The 23,046-nt window shown below is 69.0% G+C and carries 22 protein-coding genes; 12 read left to right on the forward strand and 10 right to left on the reverse strand.

Annotation, left to right across the window (positions count from 1 at the left end):
* The 4 genes from IED13_RS07490 to IED13_RS07505 form a co-directional block, all read left to right on the forward strand.
* A partial coding sequence (locus IED13_RS07490; RefSeq protein WP_191123823.1) for an FkbM family methyltransferase occupies positions 1-373 on the forward strand: 373 nt, incomplete at its 5' end.
* A gap of 227 nt (positions 374-600) precedes the next feature.
* Positions 601-1,380, forward strand: coding sequence for a 2-oxo-tetronate isomerase (otnI, locus tag IED13_RS07495; RefSeq protein WP_038359283.1), 780 nt, complete (start codon positions 601-603; stop codon positions 1,378-1,380).
* The gene (locus IED13_RS07500; RefSeq protein WP_038359281.1) at positions 1,380-2,384 is read left to right on the forward strand and encodes a glucokinase; all 1,005 of its coding nucleotides are present in this window, start codon (positions 1,380-1,382) and stop codon (positions 2,382-2,384) included. Before otnI ends, IED13_RS07500 begins: the two co-directional genes overlap by 1 nt.
* Positions 2,385-2,426: 42 nt before the next feature.
* Complete coding sequence (locus tag IED13_RS07505; protein WP_260368401.1) at positions 2,427-3,473, forward strand: acyltransferase family protein; 1,047 nt, start codon at positions 2,427-2,429, stop codon at positions 3,471-3,473.
* A gap of 10 nt (positions 3,474-3,483) precedes the next feature.
* Here the strand turns inward: IED13_RS07505 and IED13_RS07510 are convergent, their stop codons facing one another.
* Entirely contained in the window at positions 3,484-3,828 is a 345-nt protein-coding gene (locus IED13_RS07510; RefSeq protein ID WP_051987535.1) for a hypothetical protein, read from the reverse strand.
* Positions 3,829-4,019: 191 nt separating this feature from the next.
* On the opposite strand from IED13_RS07510, the gene IED13_RS07515 reads away from it, so the two are divergent.
* Both IED13_RS07515 and IED13_RS07520 read left to right on the forward strand, forming a co-directional pair.
* Positions 4,020-5,831 (forward strand): ABC-F family ATP-binding cassette domain-containing protein, encoded by a 1,812-nt coding sequence (locus IED13_RS07515; RefSeq protein ID WP_191123824.1) that lies wholly within the window; start codon positions 4,020-4,022, stop codon positions 5,829-5,831.
* A gap of 205 nt (positions 5,832-6,036) precedes the next feature.
* Positions 6,037-6,783, forward strand: a complete 747-nt coding sequence (locus tag IED13_RS07520; protein ID WP_133562802.1) for a glucose 1-dehydrogenase — start codon at positions 6,037-6,039, stop codon at positions 6,781-6,783.
* Between the two features lie 61 nt (positions 6,784-6,844).
* Here IED13_RS07520 and IED13_RS07525 read toward each other — a convergent pair whose 3' ends face one another.
* Positions 6,845-7,480 (reverse strand): hypothetical protein, encoded by a 636-nt coding sequence (locus IED13_RS07525; RefSeq protein ID WP_191123825.1) that lies wholly within the window; start codon positions 7,478-7,480, stop codon positions 6,845-6,847.
* A gap of 87 nt (positions 7,481-7,567) precedes the next feature.
* Positions 7,568-8,461, reverse strand: coding sequence for a metallophosphoesterase family protein (locus IED13_RS07530; protein WP_191123826.1), 894 nt, complete (start codon positions 8,459-8,461; stop codon positions 7,568-7,570).
* Between the two features lie 356 nt (positions 8,462-8,817).
* On the opposite strand from IED13_RS07530, the gene IED13_RS07535 reads away from it, so the two are divergent.
* Complete coding sequence (locus IED13_RS07535) at positions 8,818-9,300, forward strand: NUDIX domain-containing protein (RefSeq protein ID WP_248312492.1); 483 nt, start codon at positions 8,818-8,820, stop codon at positions 9,298-9,300.
* Positions 9,301-9,343: 43 nt separating this feature from the next.
* On the opposite strand, the gene IED13_RS07540 is transcribed toward IED13_RS07535, so the two are convergent.
* Entirely contained in the window at positions 9,344-10,888 is a 1,545-nt protein-coding gene (locus IED13_RS07540) for a lyase family protein (RefSeq protein WP_248312493.1), read from the reverse strand.
* A 301-nt stretch (positions 10,889-11,189) separates the two neighbouring features.
* On the opposite strand from IED13_RS07540, the gene IED13_RS07545 reads away from it, so the two are divergent.
* Entirely contained in the window at positions 11,190-11,705 is a 516-nt protein-coding gene (locus tag IED13_RS07545) for a GNAT family N-acetyltransferase (protein ID WP_191123828.1), read from the forward strand.
* On the opposite strand, the gene IED13_RS07550 is transcribed toward IED13_RS07545, so the two are convergent.
* From IED13_RS07550 to IED13_RS07565, 4 genes are read right to left on the reverse strand one after another with little or no spacing between them, the layout of a single operon-like run.
* On the reverse strand, positions 11,689-13,779 hold the full coding sequence (locus IED13_RS07550) for a hypothetical protein (RefSeq protein ID WP_191123829.1): 2,091 nt from the start codon (positions 13,777-13,779) through the stop codon (positions 11,689-11,691). The genes IED13_RS07545 and IED13_RS07550 overlap by 17 nt on opposite strands.
* A 2-nt stretch (positions 13,780-13,781) precedes the next feature.
* Entirely contained in the window at positions 13,782-16,631 is a 2,850-nt protein-coding gene (locus IED13_RS07555; RefSeq protein WP_191123830.1) for a DUF4159 domain-containing protein, read from the reverse strand.
* Between the two features lie 13 nt (positions 16,632-16,644).
* The gene (locus IED13_RS07560; RefSeq protein WP_191123831.1) at positions 16,645-17,562 is read right to left on the reverse strand and encodes a DUF58 domain-containing protein; all 918 of its coding nucleotides are present in this window, start codon (positions 17,560-17,562) and stop codon (positions 16,645-16,647) included.
* Positions 17,563-17,566: 4 nt separating this feature from the next.
* Positions 17,567-18,589: an AAA family ATPase gene (locus tag IED13_RS07565; RefSeq protein ID WP_112762871.1), complete on the reverse strand. Its 1,023-nt coding sequence runs from the start codon at positions 18,587-18,589 to the stop codon at positions 17,567-17,569.
* A 240-nt stretch (positions 18,590-18,829) separates the two neighbouring features.
* Here IED13_RS07565 and IED13_RS07570 point away from each other — a divergent pair, with 240 nt between their 5' ends.
* From IED13_RS07570 to IED13_RS07585, 4 genes are read left to right on the forward strand one after another with little or no spacing between them, the layout of a single operon-like run.
* Entirely contained in the window at positions 18,830-19,408 is a 579-nt protein-coding gene (locus tag IED13_RS07570) for a DUF1285 domain-containing protein (RefSeq protein WP_248312505.1), read from the forward strand.
* Entirely contained in the window at positions 19,405-20,058 is a 654-nt protein-coding gene (locus tag IED13_RS07575) for a CoA pyrophosphatase (protein WP_191123832.1), read from the forward strand. The genes IED13_RS07570 and IED13_RS07575 overlap by 4 nt, the downstream gene beginning before the upstream one ends.
* Positions 20,059-20,069: 11 nt before the next feature.
* Positions 20,070-20,327: a DUF6111 family protein gene (locus tag IED13_RS07580; protein ID WP_038359260.1), complete on the forward strand. Its 258-nt coding sequence runs from the start codon at positions 20,070-20,072 to the stop codon at positions 20,325-20,327.
* Positions 20,324-21,559, forward strand: a complete 1,236-nt coding sequence (locus IED13_RS07585; protein WP_191123833.1) for a CCA tRNA nucleotidyltransferase — start codon at positions 20,324-20,326, stop codon at positions 21,557-21,559. The genes IED13_RS07580 and IED13_RS07585 overlap by 4 nt, the downstream gene beginning before the upstream one ends.
* 41 nt (positions 21,560-21,600) lie before the next feature.
* On the opposite strand, the gene hemF is transcribed toward IED13_RS07585, so the two are convergent.
* Positions 21,601-22,533 (reverse strand): oxygen-dependent coproporphyrinogen oxidase, encoded by a 933-nt coding sequence (gene hemF, locus IED13_RS07590; RefSeq protein WP_191123834.1) that lies wholly within the window; start codon positions 22,531-22,533, stop codon positions 21,601-21,603.
* Positions 22,511-23,029, reverse strand: coding sequence for a tRNA (cytidine(34)-2'-O)-methyltransferase (locus IED13_RS07595; RefSeq protein ID WP_051987534.1), 519 nt, complete (start codon positions 23,027-23,029; stop codon positions 22,511-22,513). The genes hemF and IED13_RS07595 overlap by 23 nt, the downstream gene beginning before the upstream one ends.
* Positions 23,030-23,046: the final 17 nt, after the last annotated feature.

The following is a 23,046-nucleotide window of genomic DNA, read 5'->3' on the forward strand; positions in this document are numbered from 1 at the left end:
GGGCAGGGCGGGGCAGGGCTGGGATCACGAGATCACGGTGCCTTGCACGACGCTCGACAAGCTGATTGCGCGATACGGCCTGCCGCATCTGCTCAAGATCGATGTCGAAGGCTTCGAGGCGCATGTGCTGGCCGGGCTGACCAAGCCGGTGCAGGTGATCTGCTTCGAGTTCAAGACGATCCAGCACGATGTCGCCGAGGGCTGCCTGGCGCTGCTGGAAACGCTCGGGCGCTATCGCTTCAACGTCGCGCTCGGGGAAACCCAGAAGCTCGCGCTGGGGGAGGCCGTCACGGCTGAGGCGATGGGGGATTATCTGCGCGGGCTGCCTCGGACAGCCGGCTCGGGCGACGTCTACGCCATCTTGCAGAGCTGATTCCATCACCGCATAGGCTATCCGTCGGAACGCATCGCCGCCGTGTCGCGTTGGGTCATGACGCGGCCGGCTCGGCGCGCTAGCTTGCGCCGGTCGTTCAGACCTTGAGCGTTCCCGCGTTTCTCCGAAGCGTGGAAAGGTTCTCGATCCTTATCGTGTCGCATTGTCTTCAGGCGAACCGGTATCCGCTTCGCTCGAAACTGCTCTAAGTCTGCCAGAGGCCGTTCATGCCGCGCTTTGCCGCCAATCTCTCGATGATGTTCACGGAGTGGGGCTTCCTCGATCGTTTCAAGGCTGCGTCGGAAGCAGGGTTCGAGGCCGTCGAATTCCTGTTCCCCTATGAGCATGCGCCCGAGCAGGTCGGGCTGGCGCTGGCCGGCGGCGAGCTGGAGCAGGCACTGTTCAACCTGCCGCCGGGCGACTGGGCGGCCGGAGAGCGGGGCATCGCGGCGCTGGCCGGGCGCGAGGCGGAGTTCAAGGCTTCCGTCGATACGGCGCTGGCCTATGTCCATGAGACCGGCGTCCCACGCCTGCACATGATGGCGGGGCTTGCCGACCCCGACGACCCGACCGCACAGAAAACCTATCGTGCCTCGATCGCCTATGCCGCCGACAGGCTCGGCGAGCACGGCATCGACCTTCTGCTCGAGCCGATCAACGGCAAGGACATGCCGGGCTATTTCCTCAACGATTTCGACCGGGCCGCCGCTTATGTGCGCGAGGCCGGGCGGCCGAACGTGAAGCTGCAATTCGACATGTATCACTGCGCGCTGATCCATGGCGACGTGTCGGGCAAGCTCAAGGCGCTCTATCCACTCGTCGGCCATGTCCAGATCGCGCGGGCCAATGGCCGGCACGAGCCCGATGCCTCCGGCCCCGACTATCCCCGGCTCTTCGCCGAGCTCGACGCGCTCGGCTATGGCGGCTTCGTCGGCTGCGAGTACAAGCCGGAGCACGGGACGCTGGAGGGGCTCGGCTGGTTCGCGCCCTGGCGAAAGCCGCTCTGATGCGCCCGCCATCGATCGCCTATCCCGTCCTGCTCGCCGATATCGGCGGCACGAACTGCCGGCTGTCGCTGGCGGGGGATCCAGACAGCCCGCAGCGTGCCCTGGCGCGGATCGGCACGGGCAGCTACCCGACGCCGGAAGCGGCTTTCGAGAGCGTCATCGCCGAACTGCCGGAACGGCCGCGCTCGGCGATCCTCGCCGTGGCCGGGCCGCTCGATGGCCGCAGCGCCCAGTTGACCAATGCGAGCTGGCAGTTCGACGGGCCGCGGATCGCCCAGGCTCTCAGCTTGAACCAAGGGCTCCTGGTCAATGATTTCGAAGCCCTCGCGGCTTCCCTCGCGGTCTTGAATCCGGGCGATGTCGAGACGCTGGTCGAGGGTGATCCGGAGCCGGAGGGGGTGAAGCTCGTGCTCGGTCCGGGTACGGGGTTCGGCGCCTCGGCGTTGCTGACGCGCGGCGAGCGCGGTTTCCTGATCCCGACCGAGGCAGGGCATATCGGCATTGGCCCGGAAGACCCGACGGAACAGCGGATGTGGCCGGTGCTGGCGGCCGGGCTGCCGCGCCTCACGGTCGAGCATCTGCTCAGCGGCGACGGGCTCGTCCGCCTCCACCGCGCCGTGGTCGCAACCTCGGGCATGGCGGAGGCCGATACCAGCGCTGCCGATATCAGCCGCCTCGCGCTGGACGGAAATCCGGCGGCGCTGATGACGGTCGTCTGCTTCTGGCGCCTGCTCGCGCGCGTCGCGGGCGATCTCGCCCTCTCGTTCAAGGCGACGGGCGGGGTCTTCATCGCGGGCGGCATCGCGCCGAAGCTCCTGCCGCTGGCGGACCGCGCGACCGTCAAGGCCGTGTTCGCGGGCAAGCCGCCGATGGAGGCTCTGGCGGCGCGCTTCGCCCTGCATGTCATCACGGCGCAGGATGCCGCCGAGCAGGGGCTTGCGGCGATCGCGGCCAATCTGCCGCGTTTCGGCCTCGACGATCCCAAGCGGTTGTGGTTTGGCTGAGCGCCTTCCACAGACCCGTCCTTCCGAAAACATCGAGATCGCGTGCAGCCCATCCATTCCATCCAGGTCCTGCGCGCGCTCGCGGCGTTCATGGTCGCCGTGCACCATGTCCAGCCCGATGCCGCCATCGTGGCGGAGCGCGCGGGGCTCGCCTTCGCCCGCAACGACATGCTGCCCTGGATGGCCGGCGTCGACATCTTCTTCGTCGTCTCGGGCTTCATCATGGTCCATGCCTCGCAGGACCTGTTCGGGCGGCAGGGCGCTTCGCTCGCCTTCCTGAGGCGGCGCCTCGCCCGCATCGTGCCGCTCTACTGGGCGATGACGACGCTGTTCCTGCTCGTCGGCCTCGCCGTTCCGGCGCTGCTCAACTCCGGCGCGCCGAGCCTCGGCCAGGTCCTCGGCTCCTACCTGTTCTGGCCTGCAGTCTCGACGCAGGGGGTGGTGCAGCCGGTCTATTCGTTGGGCTGGACGCTGAATTACGAGATGCTGTTCTACGCCCTGTTCGCCGTCGGGCTCCTGCTGCCGGCGCGCTGGACCTTGCCGGCGGTCGCGCTGGCGCTGGCGCTGCTGGTCGCAGCGGAGAGCCTGGGCGGGCCGACGCCGTTGCCCTTCGCGTTCTGGGGGCAGCCGATCGTCCTCGAATTCGCCGCCGGCATGGGTATCGCGGTGTTGCGTGGGCGAGGCTTGCGCCTGCATGGCGCGGCGCGGATCGCGGTCGCGGCGGCCGGCGTCGCGGTGCTCGTAGCCGCCGCGCATGTTCCGGGAACCGATGGCGGCTGGAGCAGCGTGCTCTGGCGCGGATCGGCGGCCCTGCTGCTGGTGCTGGCGGCTTCCTGCGGCCGGGAGGGCATCGTACCGCTGCTGCCGGTCAAGGCGCTGGCGGCGGTCGGAGACGCCTCCTATGCGCTCTACCTCGTCCACCCCTTCGTGATCCGGGGCATGCGCGAGGCCAGCTTGAGGGTGGGGCTGGCCTGGCCGGCGCTTTACATCGTGCTCGCGCTGACCGGCGCGGTCGTCGCGGCGCTGCTGCTCCATCGCTGTTTCGAGCGGCCGGCGACGCGACTGGCGCGGCGCTGGCTCGGGGGCTGAGGCAGGCGTCTCAGCTCAGCTTCATGCCCTTGAGCGACTGGCCGACGACGCCACCGTCCTTGCGCCGCTGGGCGCGCCTGGACTTGATCGTCTCGACATGCTCGGGCTGCGGGTAATAGCCGCGCTCCATGATCTCGAGCGAATATTCCTCATAGGTCAGGCCGAGCGCCTCGGCCTTCTCCTGCCGGCTGATGGCGACCTCGCGCGGCTTCTTCCAGGCCTTGCGATGGGCGAAGCGCCAGTCGAAATAGCGGCCGATCGTGCCCTTGCCGGTTTCCGCGCGCCGCTTGCGTTCTTGCAGGGGCGGGCCGCCGTTATGGCCGATTCCGATGGGGCGCGGGCGGGCTGAAGGCATGGCTGGCTTTCGACTCGAGGCGAGGGCCACGATAAGGGCGCGATTTCGGCTGGCAAGCAGCATGCCATGTCCGGCGGGCGTGACAGCGGCGCCTGCACTCTTGTCTTCATGCAGCATCGGATCGATCCGAAAAGTGGTTTCCACTTTTCGGTCCGATGCTCTATCCCGCAGGCCAGTTCACAGGACGAACCATGGCCCCTTTGCTGCATCTGCGCGACGTCGCGCTCACCTTCGGCGGACAGCCGCTGCTCGAAGCGGCCGAGATATCCGTCTCGGCCGGCGAGCGGGTCAGCCTCGTCGGGCGCAACGGCTCGGGCAAGTCGACCCTGCTCAAGATCGCTGCGGGGCTCGTCGAGCCCGACCATGCCGAGCGTTTCGTGCAGCCCGGCGCGACCATCCGCTATTTGCCGCAGGAGCCGGATTTCACCGGCTACAAGACCTCGCTCGCCTATGTCGAAGCTGGCCTCGGGCCGGGCGACGACGCCTATCGCGCGCAATATCTGGTCACGGAGCTCGGCCTGACCGGCGAGGAGAACCCCGCCACCATGTCCGGCGGCGAGTCCCGGCGCGCAGCGCTGGCCCGGGTGCTGGCGCCGGAGCCGGACATTCTGCTTCTCGACGAACCGACCAACCATCTCGACCTGCCCGTCATCGAATGGCTGGAGCAGGAATTGAAGTCGTTGCGCTCGGCCATGGTGCTGATCAGCCACGACCGGCGCTTCCTGACCTCGCTGTCACGCGCCACCGTCTGGCTCGATCGCGGCGTGACGCGGCGGATGGAGAAGGGCTTCGGAGATTTCGAGGCCTGGCGCGACGAGGTGCTGGCTCAGGAGGAGCTCGACCGCCACAAGCTCGACCGCAAGATCGCGCGCGAGGAGGACTGGCTGCGCTATGGCGTTAGCGCCCGGCGCACCCGCAACCAGCGCCGGCTTGGCGAGCTGTTCGCGCTGCGCGACCAGCGCCGCACCGCACGCGCCGCCACCGGCAATGTCCGGCTGGAGGCGAGCGAGGCGCAGACCTCCGGCAAGCTCGTGATCGAGGCGGTGGATGTCGCCAAGGCCTATGGCGATAACGTCGTCGTCAAGAACCTGTCGCTCAGGGTGGCGCGCGGCGACCGGATCGGCATCGTCGGACCGAACGGGGCCGGCAAGACCACGCTGATCAATTTGCTGACCGGCGGGCTTCAGCCCGATTCCGGCACGGTGAAGCTCGGCACCTCACTGGAGATGATGACGCTCGACCAGCGCCGCGAAAGCCTCGATCCGGCGACGCCGCTGGGCGATGCGCTGACCGGTGGCGGCTCGGACCAGGTCATGGTCGGCGGCCAGCCGCGCCATGTCATCTCCTATATGAAGGACTTCCTGTTCCAGCCTTTGCAGCGTGGCACGGCGGTCGGCGCGCTCTCGGGTGGGGAGCGCGGGCGCCTGATGCTGGCGCGCGCGCTCGCGAAGCCCTCGAACCTGCTGGTGCTGGACGAGCCGACCAACGATCTCGACCTCGAAACCCTCGACCTGCTGCAGGAGCTGCTGGCCGACTATCAGGGCACGGTGCTGCTGGTCAGCCATGATCGCGACTTCCTCGACCGGGTCGTCTCGGCCGTGCTGATCTCGGATGGCGACGGGGTCTGGACCGAATATGCCGGCGGCTATTCCGACATGCTGACGCAGCGTGGGCGCGGCGTCGGCGCGAAGGCGAGGGCCGTCGAGAAGGCGCCCGCCGCCGCGCCGAAATCCGCTCCTTTGGCTGCGCCCGCCGCTTCGAGCGCGAAACGCAAGCTCTCCTTCAACGAGAAGCATGCGCTGGAAACCTTGCCCAAGAAAATCGAGGCGTTGCAGGCGGAAGCCGCCAAGCTCAACGCCGCCGTGGCGGGCGATCTCTACACCCGCGACCCGAAGCTCTTCGCCAAGGCGACGGCGCGGCTGGAAGAGGTCGCGCGCGAGATCGGCGACGCTGAGGAGCGCTGGCTGGAGCTCGAGATGCTGCGCGAGGAGATCGGGGCGTAACTCCTCGCCGTCATGCTCGGGCTTGACCCGAGCATCTCGTAAACCAGCGCTCTCTCGTCATGAGGTTCTCGGGTCTGCGCTTCGCTTCGCCCGAGAATGACGAGTAGCCATTCGATTTCCGTATCCGGCCCCGCCCAAAAGCGCATTTACGACCGCGCTCAATCGTTTCAAACATCGCGGCAAATCGAGATCACGAGGAACGACCATGAGACTGAAGGGCAAGACGGCGCTGGTGACCGGCGCGGCACAGGGTTTCGGCTTCGGCATCGCCGAGACTTTCGTGCGCGAGGGCGCACGCGTCGCGGTGCTCGATATCAACGGCGACAAGGCGAAGGAGGCTGCGAAGGCGATCGGCCGCAAGGCTTTCGCCGTCACCTGCGATGTCGGCAAGGCCAAGAGCGTCGACAAGGCGGTGGAGAAGATCCTCGCCAAGGTCGGGCGGCTCGACATCGTCGTCAACAATGCCGGCACGACCCATCGCAACAAGCCGATGACCGAAGTGACCGAGGAGGAGTTCGACCGGATCTTCGCGGTCAACGTCAAGTCGATCTATCTGATGGCGCGGGCGACCGTGCCGCATTTCCGCCAGCATGGCGGCGGCGTCATCCTCAATATCGGCTCGACGGCGGGCGTGCGGCCGCGCCCCGGCCTGACCTGGTACAATGGCTCGAAGGGCGCCGCGAACCTGATCTCGCAATCGATGGCGGTCGAGCTCGCGCCGGACAAGATCCGCGTCAACGCCATCGCGCCGGTCGCGGGCGAGACGCCGCTGCTGGCCACCTTCATGGGGGAGGACACGCCGGAGCGGCGCGCGCAGTTCACGGCCTCGATTCCGTGGGGCCGCTTCTCGACGCCGCAGGACATCGCCAATGCCGCATTGTTCCTGTGCTCGGACGAGGCCGACATGGTGACCGGCAGCGTGCTGGCCGTCGATGGCGGGCGCTGCGTCTGAGCGGGCCGGCTACAGCATCGGCTTTTCCCGAAAACCGCAGTCCGCTTTTCGGGCCGATGTCCTATTTCAGACCGCGCCGGCCGAATTCGGTTCGCCGGTGCGGCACCGGCGCCTGACGGGCCGAGCCGAGGAAGCCCGGTGGGCGGGCGGGGACGGGCACGATCGGGATCGGCCTCTCGCCGGCGATCGCCTGTTCCATGGCCAGCGAGAGCTGCGTATCGACGCGCGCCGGGTCGCCATCGGCCGAGATGAAGCGGCCGGGTGACGAATTGACGCCGCTGCGCGCCTCGGCGGGCGCGGATGGCGCGTACAGGAGATAGAACCAGAAGCCGCCCAGCAGGAGATAGACCAGGCCGGCATGTTCCGTGCCGTTCAGCGGGCTTTCGTTCGTCCGTACGATCAAGGCCTGGATTTGCAGGGCGAGCGCCGTGCAGGTGACGATCAGGTAGATGCCGGCCAGCAATTCGCCACCGCCGGCGTCGCGGTTGCGGCGGATGGCATAGCTGATGCGCTTGTATCCGAAAAAGGCACCGATCAGGAAAGCCGTCGCGGCCAGCCGGTAGCGCCCCTGTCCGGGTGGACCGAAGAAGGCCTCGTGCTGGACTGCGACGCAGGTCAGCAGGACCGCGGTCTCGGCCAGGCCGAGCAGACTTGACCTGACGAAGAACTGGCTGCGGCCGAGCGTTCCGGCAAACATCGCACGCTCCTTCCCTGAAGAGAGCCTACGACCTGCGCGTGAAAGACGGGTAAATGCGGAGGGAGCAAAAGTAACGTTGTGCCGGCGTTACACGGGCTTTGCGTGCAGCGCGATCGTCTGGCGGAGCATGACCGTTCCGTCAGGCTCGAAGCCGCGCTGCTCCAGCGTGATCTGCGGCTTCCCGGCGTGACCGTCGATATGGAGGAGATGCCAGGTGCCGAGTTCGCCATGGCCGAGCGGGCCGAGCGAGGCGGAGGGCACGCCGACGATCGGCATGTCGTGCTCCGGGCCCGGGCGCCAGGCCAGCGAGAACATGTGGTTGTGGCCGTGCAGGACGAGGTCGGCGCCCTTCTGCTTCAGCATGCCCTCGAAGGCGGCAGCATCGACCAGTTCGCGGCCGCGCTTGGCGCCGCCGACATAGGGCGGGTGGTGGATGAGGATGACGCGGATCAGCTTCTCGTCGCGGGCGCGGTCGAGCAGTGCGCCCGTCCTGGCGATCTGCTCGCCGCCGACGCGGCCCGTCGCCATCAGCGGCAGGGTCGGCACGGCGCTGCTGACGCCGATCAGGGCCACCGGCCCGCGGCGGCGATACCAGGGATAAGCGGCGACGCCGTCGTCGCTCGCCGACCAGGGCGCCAGCAGGCTGGCGAGCGCCTTCAGCGAGGAGCGCGCATAGGCGTCGTGATTGCCCGGCACGAAGCTGACCGCTTCGCGGGGCCCCAGCGTGTCGAGGAAGGAGACGGCTGTCTTGAACTCGTTCGGCAAGCCGATATGCGCGACATCGCCGGTGCAGGCGACGTGATCGGGAGCTTGCGCATGGATATCGGCGACGATCCGCGCCAGGATGTCCATGTCATGCGCATGCCGGCGCTTGCGGCGCCAGTTGACGTAACCGGTCGCGCGCTTGCCGAGAAGCTGATGCAAAGAAAACCCGGCCAGCGGGCCGAGATGCGGGTCGGACAGGTGCGCGAGCTTGAACACGCTCCAGCGCTTGCCCTCACGGCAGGCCCCCCGTCAAGCGCGCAATTCAGCGCGGTCGGCGGGGCGGACAGGTGATCTTAGTTGGCAGCGCCGGTGAGCTCGGACACGATGCGGGAATCGGTCATCGTGACGGCGGGCTTCCAGACATAGGCCGGCTTGGCCTTGAAGCGGGAGATGATGAAAGAGAGCAACATGGTTCGGGTTCCAGCGGACAGGCGTTTCTATGCACCCTCATTTGGGGCGCGTTTGTGACAGGGCCAGAGTTAATCTAACGCGTCCGTTATGCAGTTTTTGCATAGACAATTCATCTGGGATGGGAAAACGAGCCGATGGAGCCATCACCGCCCGAAAGGGCCATGCGTGAAGAGCCCGGCCTTTCATGGGCGCGCCGAATGCTGGGGCGCCTGCTGCATCTTTATTTCCGGCTGGTCCGCAGCGTCACCTTCGGGGTGCGGGTGGCTGTGATCAGCGAAGCCGGCGAGGTCTTCCTCATCCGCCACACCTATGTTCCCGGCTGGCATCTTCCCGGCGGCGGGGTCGAGGTGGGGGAGACGGTCCTGGACGCATTGGTGCGCGAGCTGCAGGAGGAGGCCTGCATCACGCCGACGGGCACGCCCCGCCTGCACGGCATCTATTTCAACCGCCGCGTCTCGCGGCGCGACCATGTCGCGCTCTATGTCGTGCGGGCCTTCCGGGTGGATAGCGTCAAGCGACCCGATCGCGAGATCGCCGAGGCCGGCTTCTTTCCGCTCGACCACCTGCCGGAGGGCGTGACGGCCGGGACGCGCCGTCGGCTGGAGGAGATCGCCAAGGATCTGCCGCCGGCCGCCGATTGGTAAGGCGGGCCGGAAGGCACCCGAAGGTCGTCAGTTCGCGCTCGTGTCAGTTGGCGCTTTTGGCGAGCGCGGTGAAATCCGCGTCGAGCCTGGCGAGAGCATCGGCGATCCGCGCGCGCTTCTCCTTGACCCAGCCATCCTGCTGGTCGAGGCGCTGCCGGGTCTCGCGCAGCATGCGCTCCATTTCAGCCGGCTGCGGGCCGCCGGAGGTGGCTCGGTTCTTCACGATGGCGACGGGATCGAGCGTCGCGCGAAACTCGGCCTCGCTCATCGGCAGCTCGGCCGGCGAAAGCTGCATTTCGGCGGCGGCCTTGCGATAGATCGCCTGGGCCTGCGCATAGGGGAAATCGGTCGGCTTGATGGCGTTGAGCTTGGCGTAATCGACGACCTCGGAGGCGAAATGGTGCCCGGCGCGGAAGGGCAGCTTGTACCTCCGCATCAGCACGTCGGCGAGTTCCTGGGAGGCGGTCCAGTCGCTGTTGAGCTCGTCCAGAGCCCGTTCGGGATCGATCGCCAGCGCCTTCAGGATGCGGTCGAGATCCTGAAGGGTCCTCGTGGCGCTGTCGATCATCGCGCTGTTGGCCTTGGCGTCCTTGGCGTCGGGCATGCCGGGCGGGATGTTGTGGGCCTTGAAGACCGGGCCCATCGCCAATGTGAGCGCTGTCGAGGCCTGCTCGCGCGTGCCGTTGAGCAGGCCGGGATTGCGCTTCTGCGGCATGGCGCTCGACACATAGGTGGTGCCGCCGCCGGTGGTGCCGCCTTCTTCGCGCAGGAGAATCCAGGGGCGTGGCTGCGCATATTGCGTCATCACGTCCTGAATATAGCCGCCGGCATGGAGCGCGATGCCGGTGACGATGGAGCCCGCTTCGACGGGCAGATCGGCGGCCGCGATCTGCGAGGCATCATAGGCGTTGTCGACGAGGGCGCCGAAGCCGAGATAATTGGCCATGCGCTGGCGGTCGAGCGGCCAGCTCGTGCCGTTGAGCACGGTCGTGCCCATCGGCGAATGGTCGAGCCGGGCGTAGAACTCGCGGATGCGCTGGGCGTCCCTGTCGAAGCCGGCGACGAGGCCGAGCAGGTAATGGCCATAGCTGTTGGGCTGGGCGGCGACGCCGTTGGTGTAGTTGGGGACGATGGTGCCTTGATGCGCCGCGGCCAGCTCGACCATCGTCCGCATGGTCTTGCCGAGCTGGTCGGCCAATGCCAGCAGCCGGTCGCGCATGATCGCCGCGCGATAGGTCGCGTGCATGTCCTGGCTTGAGCGGCCGGCATGGATCAGCGTGACCTCGACACCGGCCTCCTTGATCATCAGCGGCTCGAAGGTGATGACGGTCGAGGGGCGCCTGGCGCCGGGCTGGTTGCCGGCCTCGATCACCCGCGCGATGCCCTGTGCGATCTTGGGGGCGAGCGCCTTGTCGAGCAGGCCCGCCTGGCTGTTGATGACGGTGCTCGCCTTGTTGATCTCGCCGAGCCAGAAGAATTCGTCGCGCGGCGGAGCCTTGTTCGGCCCGCCTTGCTGCTGGGCTCCCGCAGGCAGCGCGCAGGCGACCGCCAGGGCCGCGATGCCCGCCCGCATCAGCTTGTTCATCATGAGGTTTCCTCCGTTTTCGGGGAGGCGTCTGCGCATCGGCACGCTCTGGCCCGCCCGCTTGTCGTTGCTCTTGCAGGTCGAGGAGGAGTTGAAACCAATCGCTGCGAGGCGGCAAGCCGGCCATGGCTGCGCAGGAAGCGATGGACGCCCATGCGAAGCTCTGCTAGAGGCGCGCTCGATGAACGACCTTCACAGCCAGAGCGACCTGCGACGACCGATGCGCTGAATGCGCCTCCCGGCCTGAGCGCCCGCGCGCCCGGCCTTCGTCATTATCCCGCCGCTGCTGTTTTCTCCGGTCGTCATGACATCCCTGCCTTTGACCATTCGCCACGAGCTTCCCGTGGACCAGGCCGCCATCGAGCGGCTGCATGAGCGCGCCTTCGGCCCCGGCCGCTTCGCGCGCACCGCCTTCCGCCTGCGCGAAGGCGTGCCGCCCGATCCGGCTTTGTCCTTCGCGGCACATGTCGGCACCTTCCTCGTGGGCTCGGTCAAGGTGACGCCGGTCGCCGCCGGCGGACATACGGCGCTGATGCTCGGGCCGCTGACGGTCGATCCGGCCTTCGAGGGCAGGGGGATCGGCGCGGCGCTGATGAACCGCTCGATCGAGGCGGCGCGCGCGGCCGGGCACGACCTCGTCATGCTGATTGGCGATGCGCCCTATTACGCCCGCTTCGGCTTCAAGGTCATTCCGCCGGGGCAGCTCATCCTGCCCGGCCCTGCCGATCCCTCGCGCTTCCTGGCGCTGGAGCTCGTCGAGGGCGTGCTGGCGCAGCGGCGCGGGGCGGTGAGCCCGCAGCGGGCTACGCCTCGCGCCTGAAGCGCCTTCCGCTCTCGCCGAGCCAGCCGGCGACGAGCGCGCCGAACAGGATCGCGAGCCCGATCAGACCGACGAAGAGCGGCGAGATCTGGACGCCGCGGACGATGCCGGAATCGCTGATCCTGAGGCCGATCCAGTCGGCGCCGGCGAACTGGCTGCCGGAGCGTACCGGGACGATGCGCGGAACGTTGACGCCGGAATCGCCTTCATGGCCGATGCGGCGCGAGGAGCCGCCGGTCGACTGGGCCAGCGCCTGCAGCGCGTTGGGATCGCTGACCACATCCATCAGCTCGCGCGGATTCTCCGGGCCGACGCTGGCGAAGGCGGTGAGGTTGTCGGCGGTGAGGCGATAAAGGCCCTGCTGGTCTGTCGGGATCCGGGCGGTGAAGAGACCGGGCTGTCCGGCTTCGAGCGCGACCTGCCGCGACCCGCCGTCGGGGCCGGTGATGGTGACGGGGGAGGGATTGTCACCCAGCGTCTGGCGCTCGACCTCGACGATGCCGTTGCGGGCGGTGGCGCGCAGCGCCTCCTCCTCCAGCTCCGGCTCCTTCATCAGCCAGTGGCTGAGGCGCCTGAGCAGGTCGAGATAGGGGCCGCCATTGCGGAAGCCGCGGGCCCAGAGCCATTCATGGTCGGAGAGGAAGAGCGCGACACGGCCCTTCTGCTCCCGTGAGAGCATCAGGAGCGGGCGGTCGCCGGGGCCGGTCATCACCGGGGCGGCACCGGCTCGCGCCTGCGCGCCGACCATGCGCAGCCACTCGCCCCAACGCGGCGGATCGACCTCCGAGCCTGGCAGGTCGCGGGTGACGGGGTGGCGCTTGCCGAGGTCGCTGACGCGGGCGCGATAAGCCTCGTCGATGACGCTGCCATCCGGCACGGCCGGCAGGATCTGGCCGAGCGGCGTGCGCGCGAGCGTCTGCCCGCCGGCATATTCGGGGCCGGCGGCGACGAGCAGCGCCCCGCCTTCGCGGACATAGCGGACGATGTTGTCGAAATAGACCAGCGGCAGGATCGACTGGTTGGCGTAGCGGTCGAAGATGATCAGGTCGAATTCCTTGATCTTGACCTGGAACAGCTCGCGCGTCGGAAAGGCGATCAGCGACAATTCGTTGATCGGCGTACCGTCCTGCTTCTCCGGCGGACGCAGGATGGTGAAATGGACGAGGTCGACATTGGCGTCGGCCTTGAGCAGGTTGCGCCATGTGCGCTCGCCCGGATGCGGCTCGCCCGAGACCAGCAGCACGCGCAGTTTGTCCCTGACTCCCTCGATGGTGATGACCGCGCGGTTGTTGGCGAGCGTCAGTTCGTTGTCGAGCGGGGAGGCCTCGATTTCGACGACGTTCGGCCCGCCGCGATCGATGCGCACCGGCACCTGCACGACCTGCCCGGTCGCGACCTCGCGGCGGGCGACGATCTCGCCGTCGCGACGGATGGTCAGCCCGGCGCGGCCGGGGCCGCCCTTGTCGACGACGCGCAGCCGGATGATCTGGTCCTTGCCGACGATGCCGAAGCGCGGCGAATCGACCAGCACGATGCGCCGGTCGATCTCGGCGTTGCGGCCGGTGGTCAGGACATGCAGCGGCGCGCGCAGGCCGAGCACCTCGGCATTGGGCGGCGCGTCATGGGCGAGGCCGTCGGTGATCGCGATGGCGCCGGCGACGCGTTCGGAAGGCACGTCGGCGAGGCTGTTGGTCAGCGCCTCGAACAGGCGGGTGCCGTCGCTCGTGCCCTGCGCGTCGCGGACGTCGACGATGCGGGTCTCGACATTCGGGATGCCGCGCAATTGCCGTTCGACATCGGCCAGGGCGGCGTCGGTCTGGGCCGTGCGGTCGGCGAGGCGGTTCGAGGCCGAGCGGTCGACCACGACCGAGACGACGTCCTTCACCGGCTCGCGGTCCTCGAAGACCAGGGAGGGGTCGGCGAGCGCGATGGCCAGCACCGCCAGCGCGAGCGCGCGCAGGATGGCGCTGCGGCCGGCCAGCACGATGGCCGCGCCTGCGGAGACGGCCGCCAGCACGGCGAGGCCGATCAAAAGCGGCAGCGGGATCAGCGGGGCGAAGGAGAAGCTCCACATGGCTATTGCCCCAGCCTCTCGAGCAGAGCCGGGACATGGACCTGGTCGGCCTTGTAGTTGCCGGTCAGCGCATACATCACGAGATTGATGCCGGCCCGCAGGGCGAGCTCGCGCTGGCGCGGATCGGAGCCCGAGAGCGGGACCAGCCCCTCACCGCGCCGGTCGATCGCCCAGGCGGCGGCGAGATCGTTCGAGGTGATGACGATGGGCGAGACATTGTCGCCGGCGCGCGCCGGGCGGCGGCCTTCGTCATCGGCGGGCGGCAGGGTCTCGACCCAGGTGGTGCCGGTGTCGTAGCGGCCGACGAGCCCGTTCAGGATGTAGAAGGTCTTGGTCAGGACGTGGTCGGCGGGCAGGGGCTCGAGCTCGGGAATATCGAGCGTCTGCAGCATGCGCTTGAGCTGGTCGCCCTCGGGCGTGGTGCCGCCGCCGGGCCGGGCGCTCATGGCGTCACGCGTGTCGAAGATCACGAGGCCGCCGCCCTTCATATAGGCTTCGAGCTTGCGCAGCGTCTCGGCCGAGGGGATCGGGCGGCCGGCGACGATCGGCCAGTAGAGCACCGGGAAGAAGGCGAGCTCGTCACGCTCGACATTGACACCCACGGGGTCGCCCGGTTCGAGCGCGGTGCGGGCGCCGAGCACGGTGTTCAGACCCGTCAGCCCGGCTTTCGAGATGTCGTCCACCGCCCTGTCGCCGGTGACGACATAGGCGAGCCGCGTCATCGCGCCATTGGCGAGGAGCTCGCGCGGGATTGGCGGAAGGGCGGCCGACTGCGTTGCGGAGGGAGGCTGCGCGGGGGCGGTCTGGGCCCGGGCCGGTTCGGGCGCGAGCCCGCCCCAGAGCCCGCCAAAGAGCGCCAGGGCGAGCAGGATCGCGGCCGGCGCGGCGGTGCGGCGGGCACGACCGAAGCCGAGACGTCCGCCGAGCCAGAGCGTCGCGAGCGTGTCGGCGACCAGCAGCAGCAAGGCGAGGACGAGCAGCGGCGGGCGGATGTCGCGCGCGATCGGCTCGTCGATCGGCAGGATGGGAGCGCCGAGGCTGGCAAGGTCGAGCGCGGCGATCCTGTCGTTCGGGGCAAGCGCATTCACGGCAAAGGAGCCTTCCGTGGGGCCGTAGAGGCCGGGCGGATGCAGCAGCGTCGCGCGCCCGGCGAAGTTGCGGGCGACCGGCTGGCTCGTCGCCGGCGGGCTGCGGAACTGGCCGAGACCGTCGAGCACGCGGGTCGGCGACAGCGTCTCGGCCCGGACTTCCTCGCCCTGCGTGTCGGCGGTCGTTCCGGCGCCGGCGAGATTGACGACCTTGCGCAGCATCTCGACGAAGAGGCCGGAGAGCGGCAGGTTCGACCAGGTGGTGTCGGCGGTGACGTGGAACATCGCGATGAGCCCGTCGCCGCGGTGCTCGCCGGTGACGACCGGTGTGCCGTCTTCCAGCGCCGCCCAGGTCTTGCGGGAGAGGTTCGGCTCGGGCTCGGCCAGGATCTGACGGTTGACGCGGAGCTCGGCGCCGATGGTCAGGCCGAAGAAGGGGCTCTCGCGGGTGAAGGCGGCGAGCTTGCGCGGCGTGTCCCAGGAGAGGCCGCCGCCGAGCGTGCGCCCGCCACGACGCAGCTTGACCGGGGTCAACTCGTCGGAGCTGGCCGCCAGGCGCGGGCCGGCGAAGCGCAGCAGCACCCCGCCGCGCTGCACGAAATCACCGATCTTCGCGGTCGTCTCGCGGTCGAGCGCACCGATATCGGCGAGCACCAGCACGGAGAGGTTCTGTGCCAGCAATTCGCCGATCGGATCGTTCGAGCCCTGGCGCGGCTCGCGGATCTCGGCGAAGGGCTGGAGCGCGCGCGAGACGTAATAGGTCGGGGAGAGCAGCGGCTGGGCGGTGTCGGCCGTGGTGCCCGAGACGATGCCGACGCGGCGGCGCTTCGAGCTCTCGTCGAGCAGGGCGACGGCTCCGGCGCTGCGGATGCCGGCGATCTCCAGACGCGAGACGGCGTTGCGCACCTCGATCGGCAGGGTCAGGCGCGCGGTGGTTTCCAGCGCCGAGCCCTCGAAGACGAAGGGGGCGTTACCGAGCGACAAGCCTTTCAGGTCGAGCGCGCGGACTGTGCCGGTGGCGGGAGCGGCGGCGTTCGGGCGCAGCACCTTCACGGTGAGAGCTCCAGCCTGGTTCTCGGGAGCCGCCAGCGCGAGCTGGACCGCCGGGCCGGCATGGATGGCGAGGCGACGGTTGCCGGCAACCTGCTTCAGCCGGGACAGGAAGGGGCCGGGGTCACCGATCGCGAGCCCGTCCGACACCCAGACGATCTCGGCCTCCGGCGCATTGCGCAGGACATTCTCGATGCGGGGCAGGTGAGCGGCGCGGTCCGGCGCATGCGGTTCGAGCGTCATGGCCCGCAGGCGCTCAAGAGCGGTGCGCGGATCGAGCAGCGAGATTTCCGCCGGGTTCTCGGCCAGGCCCACCACGGCGACGGTGCGGCCTTCGCGGGTCGCGGCGGCGATGCGGGATTCGGCGACGGCGATGCGCTCCGCCCAGTCGGGCGCGGCAGCGAAGCCGTTATCGACGAGGAGCAGCACCGGGCCGCGCGCCGGCCCGGCATCGCGGGGGGGATTCCAGACCGGGCCGGCAACCGCGAGGATGGCGAGCGCGGCCACGGCCATCCGCAAGGCGAGCAGCCACCAGGGCGTATGCGCCGGCGTCTCCCGCCTCGGGACGAGGTCGGCCATGATCTTGAGCGGCGGGAAGTCGATGCGGCGCGGGCGCGGCGGCGTCACTCGCAGCAGCAGCCAGAGCGCCGGCAGCAAGGCGAGCGCCGCCAGCGCCAGCGGTGCGGAGAAGGTCAGGGGCAGGGCGCCGAACATCTCGCGTCCCTCCCTAGAAGCCGGAAGCGCCGCGCGCGGCGGCAATGAGGCTCGCGACGCGCAGCACGCCCTCGCTCGCCGGCCGGTCGGTGCGGTGGAGCGTCAGGGTCCAGCCGGCCTTGCGGCAGGCCTCCCTGATCGCCTCGCGATGGGCGGCGAGCCGCTGGCGATATTCCTCGCCCCAGGAACCGGCATCGCCGACGCGCAGGGTCAGGCCGTCCTCGAGGTCGAAAAGCTCGGCCTGGCCGGTGAAGGGGAAGGTTTCCTCGATCGGATCGGCGATCAGCAGGATATGGCCGCGCGCACCGCTCGACGACAGGGTGCCGATGCGCTGCGCCAGCGAGGCGGAGGGCGAGAGCCCGTCGGTGATGATGATCGCATCGGCGAGCCTTGGCAGCGGCATGGCTGGCGGCAGATCGTCTTCCGCGCTCTTGCGGTCGGCGACGATGGCCTGGGCGAGCAATTCGATGATGTTGCGCGAGGCGAGCGGCCGGGTCAGCCCGAGATGGCCGACGCGCTCGCCGCCTTCGACCAGCGTCTCGGCCAGGGCGAAGCCGGAGACGAGGGCGCGGTCGATCTTGGAGGTCAGGGCGAGCGAGGAGGCGAAGCCCATCGACGCCGAGCGGTCGATCCAGAGCCAGACGGTGTGGGAGGCTTCCCATTCCCGCTCGCGCACGAAGAGGTGGCCGTCACGAGCGGAGCGGCGCCAGTCGATGCGCGAGGCGGATTCGCCGGCGACCAGCGGCCGGTATTGCCAGAAGGTTTCGCCCGGCCCGGCTCGGCGGCGGCCGTGAATGCCGTGGACACTGGCCGAGACGCGGCGAGCTTCGAGGATAAGGCGGGGCAGGCGCGCGGCAAGGTCGAGCGAAGCGGTGAGGACGGGCCTCGCCGGCTGTCGCTCGGTCTGACTCAGGACACGCGTGCGCAGCATCAGCCTATCCCAGCCGTTCCACCAAGCGGCCGATCACGCCCTCGACGGTCTCGCCATCGGCGCGCGCGGCGAAGGTCAGCGCGACACGATGCTTGAGGACGGGGGCGGCCAGCGCGACGACATCGTCGACCGAGGGGGCGAGCCGGCCCTCGACGAGCGCGCGGGCGCGGGCGGCCAGCGTCAGCGACTGGCTGGCGCGCGGGCCGGGGCCCCAGGCGAGCTTGTCGGTGATGGCCGCGTCGCCCTCGCCGGGACGCGCGGAGCGGACGAGGTCGAGGATGGCATCGACCACGGCATCGCCGACCGGCAGACGGCGGACGAGCCGCTGGATCGACATCAGCGTCTCCGCGGTCATCGCCTGCGAGGGCTTGTATTCGGTGGCGCCGGTGGTCTCGAGCAGGATGCGCCGCTCGGCCTCGCGGTCGGGATAGCCGACATCGATCTCGAGCAGGAAGCGGTCGAGCTGGGCTTCCGGCAGCGGATAGGTGCCTTCCTGCTCGATCGGGTTCTGGGTGGCGAGGACATGGAAGGGGGCGGGCAGGTCGTAGCGCTCGCCGGCGACGGTGACGTGGTGCTCCTGCATCGCCTGCAGCAGGGCCGACTGGGTGCGAGGGCTCGCGCGGTTGATTTCGTCCGCCATCAGGAGCTGGGCGAAGACCGGGCCCTTGATGAAGCGGAAATGGCGCTTGCCGTCGCTCGACTCGTCGAGAACCTCCGAGCCGAGGATGTCGGACGGCATCAGGTCGGGCGTGAACTGCACGCGCCGGGCCGAGAGGCCGAGCACCGTGCCCATCGCCTCGACGAGCTTGGTCTTGGCGAGGCCGGGCACGCCGACAAGCAGGCCGTGGCCGCCGGCCAGCAGCGTGATGAGCGAGAGATCGACCACCTTCTGCTGGCCGAAGATGACCTGGCCGATCTCCTTGCGGGCCGAGCCGATGGCACCGAGCGCGGCCTCGGCCGCCTCGACGATGCCCGTATCGAGGTCGATCGGCGAAGTGCTCTCGTTTGCCCGGGCTTGCGCCGCCATGTCGATCTCCTTCACCCTTGCATCCTTGCTGCTTTCGGGACGCACATCGCAGGACGCGAACCCGACGGCATGTTCCACCGTTGAATGTGGACGGGCCGTTTTGCAGTCTCAAGCGCCGATTGCGGCGGTACACATAAACTCGGCTTCACGATTATGTGGAGTTCAAGGCGGAAACACGATGCAACCAATATGCCGCGGACGAAAACGGCGGGGCTTTCGATGACGGCGCCGGGCAATGCGATGGAAAGGCTGATGGCGGCGCTCGGGGGCGGAACGCCCGGCAAACCGCGCGGCCTGCCGCCTGTCGAGCGCTGGAACCCGCCCTTTTGCGGCGATCTCGACATGCGCATCGCCGCCGACGGCACCTGGTTCTATCTGGGTACGCCGATCGGCCGGCCGGCACTGGTGAAGCTGTTCTCCTCGGTTCTCAAGCGCGAGGGCGACGAGCACTTTCTCGTGACCCCGGTCGAAAAAATCCGCATCCGGGTCGACGATGCGCCTTTCCAGGCCGTGGAGATGCAGGTCGACGGTGAGGGCGACGGGCGCACCCTGGCCTTCAGGACGCAGGTCGACGACCTGCTCAGCGTCGGGCCGGAGCATGGCCTGCGCTTCGAGCGGGCTGCCAAGGACGGGCTGAAGCCCTATGTGCATGTCCGGCGCGGGCTCTGGGCCCGGCTGACGCGGGCCTTGACCTATGACCTTCTGGCGCTCGGCGAGGTGCGGGAGGTCGCGGGCGAGGCAATGTTCGGCATCGCGGCCGCGGGGCATTTCTATCCGGCGCTGCCCGCAAGCGAGATCGAGGGCCTCGATATCTCATGACATCAGGGAAAGCCCTCAATCTCAGCGCCGAGGCCTTCGCGGCGCTGGCGCGGGAGCGCCTGCGGCCCGAGCCGCCTCTGCTCGGCGACGTGATCGCCCGGCCGCGCGGCGACCATGAGAACCAGCCGCAGCCCGTGCCCATTCCCGACGAGGAGCGGGCGGTTCCCGCCGCCGTGCTGATCGGCGTGGTGGCGCGCGCGGCGGGGCCGACCGTGCTGCTCACCCAGAGGTCGGCGGCCTTGCGCAACCATTCGGCGCAGGTCGCCTTTCCGGGCGGACGGGTCGATGCCGTCGACGGCTCGCCCGTCGTGACCGCGCTGCGCGAGACGGAGGAGGAGATCGGGCTTGCCCGCGAGCATGTCCGCACGCTCGGCTTCCTCGACGCCTATCTGACGGGAACCGGCTACCGCATCGTGCCGGTGGTCGCGCTGGTCGAGCCACCGTTCTCGCTGACGATCAACCACAACGAGGTCGACGAGGCCTTCGAGACCCCGCTCTCCTTCCTGCTCGACCCCGCCAACCACAAGCGCGAGGGGCGCGAGTGGCAGGGCCATATGCGCACCTACTATGCGATGTCTTTCGGGGATCGCTATATCTGGGGCGCGACCGCCGGCATCATTCGTAACCTTTACGAGCGGCTGGCGGGCTGAAGGACGAGAGAATGCTGCGCGCCATCATCGAAGAGGTTCTGCTCTTCGTCCTGCCCTTCTGCATCTTCGCGGGCTATCTCGTCGTCCGGCGGCGCAACCCCTTCGATGTCGAGCACTGGAGCCGCCATGCCTTCTGGCTGGCGGTCGTCGGGCTCGCGCTGGTGATCGGCATCCTCGCCGTCGAAGGCTTCATGACGAAGCGCAGCCAGGGCGCCTACGAGCCGCCGCATATGGAGAATGGCGTGCTCGTGCCCGGCCGGTTCCGATGAACGCTCCGGCACAGGACAGGATCGCGGCCTTCCTGGCGCGACCGGTTCTGGCGCGCCTGCTCGCCGCGCTCAACGGCGAGGGCGAGGAGACCCGCATCGTCGGCGGTGCCATCCGCAACCTGCTGCTCGGCGAGCCGATCAGCGATATCGATCTCGCCACGACCGCCCTGCCGAAGGAAACGATCCGGCGCGGCCGGGCGGCGGGCTTCAAGGCCGTGCCGACCGGCATCGCGCACGGCACGGTGACGCTCGTCGGTGGCGGCGCGAGCTTCGAGGTGACGACGCTGCGGCAGGATGTCGAGACCGACGGACGCCGGGCCAAGGTCGTCTTCGGCCGCGACTTCACCACCGATGCGACGCGACGCGACTTCACCATCAATGCGCTCGGGCTCGACCGGGACGGCCGGGTCCACGATTATTGCGGAGGCCTCGCCGACCTCGCCGCGCGCCGCGTGCGCTTCATCGGCGATGCCGCGACCCGCATTCGCGAAGACTACCTGCGAATCCTGCGCTTCTTTCGCTTTCATGCGCGCTATGGCGCAGGGGGCCCCGATTCCGAGGGGATCGCAGCCTGCATCGCCGGGCGCGAAGGCCTCGGGGGCCTGTCGCGGGAGCGGGTGCGGGCGGAGCTGATGAAGCTGCTGGTCGCGCCGGGCGCCTCGGCCACCTTGCAGGCGATGGCGGGGGCCGGGCTGCTGATGCCGGTGATCGGCGGGGTGCCGCATCTCTCCCGTTTCGCGGCTGTGGCCGGGGATGGCGGCGAAGGTGTCCATCCGGCGTTCCGGCTGGCGGCGCTGTCGGTCGCGGTGAGCGAGGACGCCGTAAGGCTGCGCGAGCGATTGAGGCTGTCCAACGAGGAGTTCGACCGGATCGAGCGAATCGCCGCCGCGCTGGAAAGCCTCGGCGGGCAGCCGGGCCTGCCTCCCGTCGTCTCGCTGCGCCATGCCGCTCAAAGCACGGGGAGCGATGCGGTCGCCGCCGCACTGGTCCTGCTGAGCGCTTCGGCCGGGAAAGAGGCCGGACATGACGTGCAGCAGCTCATCGCCGAGCTCGCCAGGACGCCGCCCTTCCTGCCGACGGGCAAGGACGTCGTCGCGCTTGGCGTCCCGCCCGGGCCTCGTGTCGGACGGTTGCTGGAAGCAGCCCGCCGGGGCTGGATCGAGGCCGGCTGCCCGGCCGGCATGGATGAGCAGATGGGGTTTGTCGGAGAGATCGTAAGGTCAGCCCGGTAAGCGCCGGTTCCCCCATGCCCCGCTTGGCGAGGCTGCGCGCCTTACGGCCAGCGCACCGTCGGCGGCATCGAGGACAGGATGGAATCGACGTTGCCGCCGGTCTTCAGGCCGAAGATCGTGCCGCGGTCATAGAGCAGGTTGAACTCGACATAGCGGCCGCGCCGGACCTGCTGCTCATGGCGCTGCGCCTCGGTCCAGGGCTTGCCGATGTTGCGGCACAGGACGTTCGGATAGATGTCGAGAAACGCCTCGCCGACGGCGCGGGTGAAGGCAAAGTCGGCTTCGGCATCCCCGGTCCAGACATAATCGTAGAAGATGCCGCCGATGCCGCGCGGTTCGTTGCGGTGCTTCAGGAAGAAGTACTCGTCGCACCACTCCTTGAAGTTCTGATAATCCGCGACCTTCGGGAAGCGATCGCAGGGCCGGCGCATCGCCGCGTGGAAGTCGCGGCTGTCGGGATCGTCCTGCGTGCGGCGGGCGTCGAGCACCGGCGTCAGATCGGCGCCGCCGCCGAACCAAGGCCGCGTCGTCACCACGAAACGCGTGTTCATGTGGACGGTCGGGGCGTTCGGGTTCCAGGGGTGGGCGATCAGCGAGATGCCCGTGGCGTGGAAGCGCGGATCGTCCGCAGCGCCGGGAATCTGCGCGGCGAAGTCGGGATGGAAGCTGCCATGCACCGTCGAGACATGGACGCCGACCTTCTCGAAGACGCGGCCCTTCATGATCGACATCACGCCGCCGCCGCCCGGCGCGCCGTCGTGATTGGTGCGCTGCCAGGGCTTGCGGGCGAAGCGGCCGGGCGTGGCATCGGCCTCGGGCGCGAAGGGACCGGCGGCCTCGTCCTCGATCTGCTCGAAGGCGGCGCAGATCTGGTCGCGCAGATCCGCGAACCAGGCCGCCACGCGTGGCTTCAGCGCGGCGACGGCGGCAGCATCGACGGGAGCGGAGGTTTCAGCGGGGCGGCGCGTGCTCATGATCGGTCCGGTTGGCTTCTGCGCGGCCGGGAAAGCCGCCTGTCTGTCGCAATGCCTCGCCCATTACCATCGCGGCGGCCAGCGCGACATTGATCGAGCGCAAACCGGGGCGCATCGGGATATGCAGGCTCGCCTGCGCCGCCTCGCGCACCTCAGGCGTCACGCCGGCGGATTCGCGCCCGACCATGACGATGTCGTTCGGCCGGAAGGCGAAATCCGGCAGGGCGACATCGCCATCCGTCTCGGCCAGCACGAGCCGGCGTCCTTCCGCCCGGCGCCATTCTTCGAAGGCCCGGAAGGAATCATGGCGCGCCACGGTGGCGCGCTCGAGATAGTCCATGCCCGAGCGGCGGAAATGTCGGTCCGAGACATCGAATGCCGCCGGCTCGACGATATCGACGGCGAGGCCGAGACAGGCCGCCATGCGGATCATCGTGCCGGCGTTCTGCGGAATGTCCGGCTGGAAGAGCGCGAGGCGGAGAACAATGGCTGTCATCGGGCTGCTGTCATGGG

The organism is Allobosea spartocytisi (assembly GCF_014764685.1).
GTDB lineage: Bacteria > Pseudomonadota > Alphaproteobacteria > Rhizobiales > Beijerinckiaceae > Allobosea > Allobosea spartocytisi.